This is a genomic window from Dokdonella sp. (assembly GCF_049593775.1).
In the GTDB taxonomy this organism is placed as follows: Bacteria; Pseudomonadota; Gammaproteobacteria; order Xanthomonadales; family Rhodanobacteraceae; genus Dokdonella.
On the sequence record NZ_JBAWHJ010000188.1, the window covers coordinates 1 to 8386 of the forward strand.

Below are 8386 nucleotides of genomic sequence, written 5' to 3' on the forward strand. Positions count from 1 at the left end.
CGCATCACTGATCCTGCCGTTTCAATTCCCGACTCCCCATTCCCCATTCCCGCTTTCGGAGAAAGCCAATGAGCAAACAACTACAAGACGCCTACATCGTCTCTGCCGTGCGTACACCGGTGGGCAAGGCGCCGCGCGGCATCTTCCGCAATACCCGCCCCGATGACCTGCTTGCCCATGTGATCCGCGCGGCGGTCGCCGGTGCACCGGGGATCGATCTGTCACGCATCGAGGATGCGATCATCGGTTGCGCGATGCCCGAGGCCGAGCAAGGCATGAACGTGGCGCGCATCGGCGTGCTGCTTGCCGGGCTGCCGAACTCGGTACCGGCGCAGACGATCAATCGCTTCTGCTCCTCAGGCGTGCAGGCCATTGCGCTGGCTGCTGACCGAATTCGCACGGGCGATGCCGACCTGATGCTGGCTGGCGGTACCGAAAGCATGAGCATGGTGCCGATGATGGGGCACAAGATCGCAATGAATCCAGCTGCATTCCAGGACGAGAACGTCGCCATCGCCTATGGCATGGGCATTACCGCCGAGAATGTCGCCAGCGAGTGGAAGGTCAGTCGCGAGGATCAGGATGCGTTTGCGCTCGCTTCCCACCAGAAGGCACTGGCTGCGATCGCTGCTGGCGAATTCAAGGATGAAATCGTGCCGTTTGCGCTCGACGACCATTACCCCGACCTGATCGGAAGGTCAATCCAGACAGACAGCCGCATCATCGACACCGACGAAGGCCCGCGTCCGGACACCAGTGCTGCCGGACTGGCCAGGTTGCGCACCGTGTTCAAGGCCGGCGGCAGTGTCACGGCAGGCAACTCGTCGCAGATGTCCGATGGTGCCGGCGCGTTGATGCTGGCCAGCGAGAAGGCGATAAAGGAATACAATCTGACGCCAATAGCGCGTTTCGTTTCGTTCGCCGTCGCCGGCGTGCGCCCCGAGGTCATGGGTATTGGCCCGATCGAAGCCATTCCAAAGGCATTGAAGCTGGCAGGCCTGAGCAAGGACCAGATGGACTGGATCGAACTCAATGAAGCGTTCGCTGCACAAGCCCTGGCCGTGATTCGCGACGTAGGACTCGACGCCAGCAAGGTCAACCCGCTGGGTGGTGCGATCGCACTCGGCCATCCACTCGGCGCAACGGGCGCCGTTCGTGCAGCAACCCTGATCCACGGCCTGCGTCGTCGCCAGCAGAAGTACGGCATGGTCACCATGTGCATCGGCACAGGCATGGGCGCGGCCGGGGTTTTCGAAGCACTCTGAGTGCATCCGTCGTTGGGTGCGGGAAGCGGCTGCAGCCGCCTCCCGCCACGCTCCAGGTTCAGGGCGATCCTGCATGCAGATTGTAGTCATCAAGCATTACAAGCAGCCCTACGAGAATCCGATATCCGTAGCTGCCAACGACAGGGTCACGCCCGATTTTGGCAAGACCACGGACATGGCAGGGTGGGTTTGGTGCAGCGCCGACGATGGACGTTCCGGATGGACTCCGCGAAACTGGCTGGTTCACGATAGCGGCAGATGGAAAATTGATCGAGACTTCGATGCGATCGAGCTTACCGTCGAACCCGACGAGGTGTTGAATGCAGTTCTTGAAGAGAGCGGATTCTTCTGGGTGACGCGACATGATGGCAGTGCAGGCTGGATCCCCTGCGAGCATGTTTCGGTTCTCGAGCGAACCTGAACACCTGCTCCACCCAATCTCCAGCTCAACAGCATCATCACCAGTGGCTTGGCACGGCTGAAATTATTCAGGCCAGACGCGTGCCATTCGGCACCGGCCGCTCGATCGCGGTGACAACCACGCCTTCGGCGGTAGGAAACCCGGTCAGCAGGAATTGCGAACGGAATGGCCCGATCTGCTTCTCGGGGAAATTGATGACACCGACGATTTGCCGTCCGACCAGTTCGTCCGCCGAATAGAGGGCGACAACCTGGGCACTGGTCTTGCGCTCGCCATATGGACCGAAATCCACCCAGATCTTGAACGAAGGATTGCGGGCTTCCGGAAACGACTCAACGCGAATCACCGTACCGGCAACCATTACGACACGTTCGAATTCATCCCGGTTGAGTGCGTGGTCATTCATCTGCAAACAATCCAGATCAACGGCTGGGCACCGTCGTCGCGCCATCCAGTCCGACCTGGATCCAGCCCAGGTTGATGCCGATGCTGGTCGCTTCGGGGTTCGCCCACGCGTAGGCGATTGCTCGCCCACTGACGTCCTCGATCACGGACAGCTTCAAGACCAGCACATCCCCATCGCGATAGGTCGCGCGTTCAAGCCTTAGCGAATATCCGGACGGCTGGCCATCGCGCCAGTTCACGCTCGCCTTCCCTCCTTCATTGCCAATGCGCAGATCACGGTTCATGTGCCAGTCCGAACTCTCCGACTTGGCATTGGGTCCGGCCCCATTGATGGCAGCCCACCCCGTGAACCAACGCACCAGTCGCGCATCGGTATAGGCATCCGCGCCTCGAACCTGATCGGCGTAAAGTCGCACGCGCAAGGCCTCGCCAACATGATCGATGGATATCGGAAGCAAGGCGACTGAAGCACCTATGCCCGGAGCGACTGTTGCGCAGGTAGGAAGATCGGTTCGCACTGCGAGGCCGCTGGAGGTCATCGCACCACGCAGCGTGCAGGCGTCCAGGGCCACCCATTGATCCTCGTTGAAATCCTTGCCGAGCCCGGGATCCGCTACCAGGGCTCGCCACGGCGTCATCACGACCGAGCCGTCGAGTGACTTCAGTGATCGCATGGCCCAGATCGCTTCCAGCTCGGTATCGCCCTTCTGCCGGACCTTCCACAGATACCATCCGGCCTTTTGCAGGGGCGCTATTTCAAAGCGCACCCAAGGCACAGGAATACTCGAGGATTGCGCCACCTGCTCATGATTGTCGTAGACGCCGTCGAACCACGCGCGCTGGCCTGGCGACTCAAGCACGGTGGCGCTGTTTCGCTGCGGCATGGTCTGGCAAGCCGACAGCGAAACGGCAGCAAGCAGAAGGAGTTGGGTCAACAAGGGATTCTTCATGCCCCTAGGATAGACCGGCGCAGTGATTTGGCGATATACGGCAGACGGAATCGGACCGGACCTCGCTATGCTCGACGACGAGGTCCACGGAGAGCATCTTGAGTGACGACATGATTCGCGCAGATCCCAGATTGCGCCGCAAAACCCTCATTGCACTGGCAGTTGCCGCCGTCGTGGCGGTAATCGCCGTTATCATCTTTCAACGCTGGCTCGGCGAAATCAGCGCCATTTCCGGCACCGATCTGCTGATCCTGCGCCTGCGCCGCATGATCGGCATCGGGCTGACCGGCAGTGCGATCTGCCTGGCCCTGCTGGCGTGGTACGCAGCGCACCAGGCTTCACGAACCAAGGCAGCCGGCCGTTGGCCGTTGCCTGATGCGCGTGTGATGCGTGACACCGTCATTCGTCGCGGAACGGCTGCCCGGAGCCTTGCCCAGCTATTGCAGCTGACTGCAGTCGTGTTACTGGTCCTGGCATTTGCGATGGGCTATTTCAGCCTGCAGATGCTCAACACAGCCTGATCAGTCGATGGATCGGACGCGAAACTTGCGTCCCTTGATCTTTCCGTCACGTAACCGCTTCAGTGCAACCTGCGCCTGATCACGACGAATCGCGACGTAGGATCGGGTCGCAAAAATTCCGATTTTTCCAACCGCCTCCGCGGCGATCCCTGCGTCTCCGGTCAGTGCGCCGAGAATGTCTCCGGGCCTCACTTTTTCCTGACGTCCACCGTCGATGCACAAGGTACTCATGGCCGCCCTGATCGGCTCGGCAGAACCGCTTGCAGAAGGCAGCTTGGACCAGCGGAATGTCTGGCCCGAGCGAGCCTCGATCGGCGCGATACGTGGCATTTCGGGCGGCGCGACCAGACTCCAGGCCTGCCCCTTGCGACCGGCACGACCGGTACGACCGACACGGTGAATATGCACATCGGGATCGGTCGAGACTTCCCAATTGACCACCGTTGGCAGGTCCTCTATATCAAGCCCGCGCGCGGCGACATCGGTGGCAACGAGAATCGCACAACTACGGTTTGTGAAGCGCATCAGTACTTCATCGCGGTCGCGTTGCTCCAGGTCGCCGTGCAGGGCCGCGGCAGAGAATCCGCTTTTCACCAGGCCTTCGGCGAGATCCTTGGTATCACGACGCATGTTGCAGAAAATCAGGGTCGATTCCGGACGATGGGTGGTCAGCAGGCGCACAAGCGCATCGAATCGTCGTGCTCCGTCCACCTCATAGAACTGCTGCTCGATCTCGGGCAGGTCGACTCCGGCCTCGGTGGCCACTTCGATGGGATCCCGCTGGAGCGTTCGGCTCATCTTGCGGATTTCATCGGGAATCGTGGCCGAGAACATCAGGGTCTGGCGTGACTTCGGGCTCTGCGTGAGCAGGCCCGTGATCGCGTCCTTGAAGCCCATGTCGAGCATGCGATCCACTTCATCGAGAACGACGACACGCAATTCCTCCAGGTTCATCGCACCCTGGTCGATCAGTTCCTGGATGCGCCCGGGCGTTCCCACGACCACATGCGGCGGATGAGTCAGCGATGCCAGTTGGGGACGCAGCGGAATTCCGCCGCAAAGCGTCAGCAGCTTGACGTTGGGAACAAAGCTGGCGAGACGCCGGATTTCCTTGCTGACCTGGTCAGCCAGTTCGCGGGTTGGGCACAGGACCAGAGCCTGCACCGAGGATTTGGAAGCATCCAGCCGCGAAACCAGGCCAAGTCCGAATGCGGCCGTCTTGCCGCTTCCGGTTGGGGCCTGGGCGATGACATCCCGGCCTTCGAGGATATGCGGCAGGCTCTGAGCCTGCACCGGAGTCATTTCGGTGTAGTCGAGTGCGGCCAGGGCGCTCAGCAGCGCCTGGTCCAGTTTGAGTGTGGAGAATTCGTTCATGCGCCATGATCGCACGCCACAGCGTCCTTCCGATCCCCTTGCGGGCAGCACTTTCACCTCCACTGTCTCCAGTGGCCCGCGGAATTGCAATCAGGCGGCCGAAAACTCCCTACCCAGATGGATAGATCCATGAGCATTTCTATGTACCAGGCTTCCGTTCCCGTCTTCGCCCGAGCACTCGGCAACCTTTCCGGCATCCTGAAGAAGGCTGCCGCGCACGCGGAGAAGAACAAGATCGACCCTTCTGTTCTGCTCGCGGCGCGCCTGTATCCGAACATGTTTCCGCTCTCACGCCAGATCCAGATCGCCACGGACCTCGCCAACGGAGGTGGAGCGCGCCTCGCCGGCCTGGAGCGCCCGACGCACGAGGACACGGAAACAAGCTTCGAACAGATGCAGACCCGCATCGAGCGGACGCTCAAGTTCCTTCAATCAATCCAGCCGGATCAGATTGATGGCAGCGAGGAAAAGGCAATCGCCCTGACCATCGGCGGCAATGAACTTCAATTCACTGGCCAGACATATCTGTTTCACTTTGTCGTTCCGAATCTGTTCTTCCATAGCGCGACGGCCTACGCCATCCTTCGACACAACGGCGTGGAGCTGGGGAAACCTGACTTCATCGGCGGCGTTTGACGCGGTCGTCCACAACCATCGGCAGCTCGCCTGCTGCCGACAGGCTGCGATCAACTACCCGCCAACAATAGCGGCCAGAGACTCAGCGCAACAAAGATCGCAATGCCGAAGAGGATCATGACCAGGCGCATGGGCTGCCTTTTCGCTTGTGACCAGAAAGTCTCCGCCGTTCCTTCAAGCCGGGCAGCTTCCTGCTCTGCCCGCGCGCGGGTTTTTCGCTCAGCCTGATATTCAACCATCAACTCCCTGGCCCGGGACGCGTTCGCATCGTCCGCGATCCAGATCGCACCGGCGGAAATCCCCCAGCGGTTGGGCTGGGTTTCGTAGAACGGGATCTGGTTGCTATCCAGCAGTTCCCTTACCTCCTGAGCTTCATCATCGGGCACATGGCGAAGGTTGAGAAGCTGGTGACGCATCAGAAACTCTCCAGGTAAAGGCAACGATTATCAGGTGACACGACCGTCATGACATTCACACGGTACGACGCCGGGGATGGACGCACTGAAACCGAAGCCGCAGCAGCTTCACAAAGGTCGCGTCTGCGTGTGCCTCCTTCACGAGACTCGCACATCCATGAGCGGCACGACGCACGAACAGTTGCCGAAACGGCCAGCAGGTCTGCATCAGCGCGCTGCGCTGCGCGCTTGCAGGCGTCGTGGCGGTTGCATCACTTGACCAGCCGTTCGTCTTGTCAGCCATCCACCGGACTCCTTCCAAGCAAACGCATCAGCCTCGGAATCAGGAAGAAGACGATCAGCGCGAGCAAGGTGCAAAGTACCGCGGAAAGTTCCTGCCCCAGGCCGGCAGTCATGCCGATTGCCGAAGTCATCCACAGGCCGGCGGCCGTTGTCAGGCCCTTGACGCTGTCTTCGCTGGACCCCTTCAATATGGTACCCGCACCAAGGAAACCAACGCCGGTCACCATGCCCTGCATGACCCTGGTCAAGTCCCCCACTTCGACCCCGATCTGCAAGGGAATGATCATGAAGATGGCGGAACCGACTGCGACCAGCATGTGTGTCTTGATGCCCGCTGCCTTTCCTTTCACTTCACGGTCGTAGCCGAGCGCAGCACCCAGTATCGCAGCTACCAGCAGGCGAACGCCGAGACGCGTCAGTTCGACCAGATCCGGCACGTCCGAAAATTCACTGGCGACGGTGGCTGCGACTTCCTGGAACATGGTGATGCAAGACCCTTGTCGCCTTGGCGACGCATGTTAGCGTGGTGAACATGGTCGATTATCCCGAGTACTCGCTGAACGAATCACCGTGCAGGCTTCAGCTTCCGCCTGGCCAGTGGGAAACCGTTGCCGACTGCTTGTGCGAACGATTCCCCGGCGTTTCGCGAACGCACTGGCTTGATCGTTTCGAGCGCGGTCGCGTGCTCGATGCCGGAGGCAAGGTCCTGCTCGCAAGCGATCCGTATCGCGTCGGGATGACGGTGCACTACTTTCGGGAAGTGGAGGACGAAAAGTGCATACCGTTCGAGGCGGGTATCCTGCATGTGGACGACGACCTGGTCGTTGCCGACAAGCCGCACTTTCTCGCCGTACTCCCTGCTGGCCGCTTTGTGGCCGAAACGCTATTGAGGCGACTTGTCGATGAACTCGGCAACAGGGATCTGGTTCCTCTCCACAGGATCGACCGCGGAACCGCAGGCCTGGTGTTGTTTTCGACCCGACCATCAAGTCGTGACGCCTATCAGTCACTGTTCCGTGATCGACGCATCGAGAAGCGCTACGAGGCGCTGGCATCACCCTTGCCCGATCAGGAGTTCCCGCTGGTCTGGCAAAGCCGATTGGTCCGTGGGGAACCCTTTTTCCGGATGCAGGAGGAGCAAGGCCAACCGAACAGCGAATCAAGGATCGAGGTCATCGCCAGGCACCCTTCGCACTGGCGTTATGGCTTGACTCCGGTGACCGGTCGCAAGCACCAGTTGCGTGTTCACATGGCCGCACTGGGCGCAGGCATCCTCAATGACCCGATCTACCCGAAACTCGCTCCCGAAGCCGAGGATGATTTCGAGCGCCCCCTGAAACTGCTGGCCCGCAGCCTCTCCTTCGTCGATCCGCTCAGCGGCCAGCCTCGCCGGTTCGAAAGTCGCCTGACGTTGTAGAATGCGCGCCTTTGCACGATCGGCTGCCGATTGCGCCACGGAGAACCCATGAACATCGCAAGCACCAAGGCTGTTATCACCGGCGGAGTATCAGGACTCGGACTGAGCGTCGCCGAACTCGTAGTGGCCGGTGGCGGCAAGGTCGCCCTGTTCGACGTGAATGATGACAAGGGCGCCGAAGCCGTTACCCACCTCGGCAAGGACAAGGCCATATTCCTGCGCACCGATGTCACCGACGAGGATGGCGTGTGCACCAACGTTGCCGCGGCGAGCGAGTTTCTTGGCGGTCTCAATGTCGCCGTCAATTGCGCGGGCATCCTCGGTGCCGGACGCATGCTCGGACGGGAAGGCGCGATGCCGCTGAAGAATTTCGCAGGCACGGTCATGGTCAACCTGGTCGGCTCGTTCAACGTGGCCAAGGCTGCCGCCGAGTTGATGCAGACCAACGATCCCGGTGAAGACGGCGAGCGTGGCGTGATCATCAACACCGCTTCAGTTGCCGCGTTCGATGGCCAGATTGGCCAGGCTGCCTATTCCGCCTCGAAAGGCGGGATCGTCGGCATGACCTTGCCCATGGCTCGCGAACTGGCCCGCTTTGGCATCCGCGTGATGACCATCGCGCCCGGCATCTTCTGGACCCCGATGGTCGACGGCATGCCAGCCAACGTGCAGGAATCGCTCAGCGCCTCGATTCCGTTC

11 protein-coding genes are annotated in these 8386 nt (G+C 60.7%); 6 read left to right on the forward strand and 5 right to left on the reverse strand.

Features of this window, described 5'->3' with window-relative positions:
• Positions 1-68 precede the first annotated feature (68 nt).
• Complete coding sequence (locus WBP53_RS06555) at positions 69-1265, forward strand: acetyl-CoA C-acyltransferase (RefSeq protein ID WP_423927143.1); 1197 nt, start codon at positions 69-71, stop codon at positions 1263-1265.
• Positions 1266-1338: 73 nt separating this feature from the next.
• Positions 1339-1686: an SH3 domain-containing protein gene (locus tag WBP53_RS06560; RefSeq protein WP_423927145.1), complete on the forward strand. Its 348-nt coding sequence runs from the start codon at positions 1339-1341 to the stop codon at positions 1684-1686.
• Positions 1687-1753: 67 nt separating this feature from the next.
• Here the strand turns inward: WBP53_RS06560 and WBP53_RS06565 are convergent, their stop codons facing one another.
• Together WBP53_RS06565 and WBP53_RS06570 are read right to left on the reverse strand one after the other, a co-directional pair.
• Positions 1754-2092, reverse strand: a complete 339-nt coding sequence (locus WBP53_RS06565; protein ID WP_423927147.1) for a tRNA-binding protein — start codon at positions 2090-2092, stop codon at positions 1754-1756.
• Between the two features lie 16 nt (positions 2093-2108).
• Positions 2109-3026, reverse strand: a complete 918-nt coding sequence (locus WBP53_RS06570; RefSeq protein WP_423927149.1) for a hypothetical protein — start codon at positions 3024-3026, stop codon at positions 2109-2111.
• A 113-nt stretch (positions 3027-3139) separates the two neighbouring features.
• Here WBP53_RS06570 and WBP53_RS06575 point away from each other — a divergent pair, with 113 nt between their 5' ends.
• Positions 3140-3562: a hypothetical protein gene (locus WBP53_RS06575; protein ID WP_423927151.1), complete on the forward strand. Its 423-nt coding sequence runs from the start codon at positions 3140-3142 to the stop codon at positions 3560-3562.
• Here WBP53_RS06575 and dbpA read toward each other — a convergent pair whose 3' ends face one another.
• The gene (gene dbpA / locus WBP53_RS06580; protein ID WP_423927153.1) at positions 3563-4936 is read right to left on the reverse strand and encodes an ATP-dependent RNA helicase DbpA; all 1374 of its coding nucleotides are present in this window, start codon (positions 4934-4936) and stop codon (positions 3563-3565) included.
• 129 nt (positions 4937-5065) lie between these two features.
• Here dbpA and WBP53_RS06585 point away from each other — a divergent pair, with 129 nt between their 5' ends.
• Positions 5066-5572, forward strand: coding sequence for a DUF1993 domain-containing protein (locus tag WBP53_RS06585; RefSeq protein ID WP_423927155.1), 507 nt, complete (start codon positions 5066-5068; stop codon positions 5570-5572).
• Between the two features lie 50 nt (positions 5573-5622).
• Here WBP53_RS06585 and WBP53_RS06590 read toward each other — a convergent pair whose 3' ends face one another.
• Complete coding sequence (locus WBP53_RS06590; RefSeq protein WP_423927157.1) at positions 5623-5988, reverse strand: DUF6164 family protein; 366 nt, start codon at positions 5986-5988, stop codon at positions 5623-5625.
• 275 nt (positions 5989-6263) lie between these two features.
• On the reverse strand, positions 6264-6752 hold the full coding sequence (locus tag WBP53_RS06595; protein WP_423927159.1) for an MgtC/SapB family protein: 489 nt from the start codon (positions 6750-6752) through the stop codon (positions 6264-6266).
• 50 nt (positions 6753-6802) lie between these two features.
• Here WBP53_RS06595 and WBP53_RS06600 point away from each other — a divergent pair, with 50 nt between their 5' ends.
• Together WBP53_RS06600 and WBP53_RS06605 are read left to right on the forward strand one after the other, a co-directional pair.
• Entirely contained in the window at positions 6803-7687 is an 885-nt protein-coding gene (locus WBP53_RS06600; RefSeq protein WP_423927162.1) for a pseudouridine synthase, read from the forward strand.
• A 48-nt stretch (positions 7688-7735) separates the two neighbouring features.
• A partial coding sequence (locus WBP53_RS06605) for an SDR family NAD(P)-dependent oxidoreductase (protein ID WP_423927160.1) occupies positions 7736-8386 on the forward strand: 651 nt, incomplete at its 3' end.

Excerpts from the sequence above, each read along its gene's own strand:
- WBP53_RS06555 (WP_423927143.1), top strand. The coding sequence starts at position 69 with ATGAGCAAACAACTACAAGACGCCTACATCGTCTCTGCCGTGCGTACA.
- WBP53_RS06560 (WP_423927145.1), top strand. The coding sequence starts at position 1,339 with ATGCAGATTGTAGTCATCAAGCATTACAAGCAGCCCTACGAGAATCCG.
- WBP53_RS06565 (WP_423927147.1), bottom strand. The coding sequence starts at position 2,092 with ATGAATGACCACGCACTCAACCGGGATGAATTCGAACGTGTCGTAATG.
- dbpA (WP_423927153.1), bottom strand. The coding sequence starts at position 4,936 with ATGAACGAATTCTCCACACTCAAACTGGACCAGGCGCTGCTGAGCGCC.
- WBP53_RS06585 (WP_423927155.1), top strand. The coding sequence starts at position 5,066 with ATGAGCATTTCTATGTACCAGGCTTCCGTTCCCGTCTTCGCCCGAGCA.
- WBP53_RS06590 (WP_423927157.1), bottom strand. The coding sequence starts at position 5,988 with ATGCGTCACCAGCTTCTCAACCTTCGCCATGTGCCCGATGATGAAGCT.
- WBP53_RS06595 (WP_423927159.1), bottom strand. The coding sequence starts at position 6,752 with ATGTTCCAGGAAGTCGCAGCCACCGTCGCCAGTGAATTTTCGGACGTG.
- WBP53_RS06600 (WP_423927162.1), top strand. The coding sequence starts at position 6,803 with ATGGTCGATTATCCCGAGTACTCGCTGAACGAATCACCGTGCAGGCTT.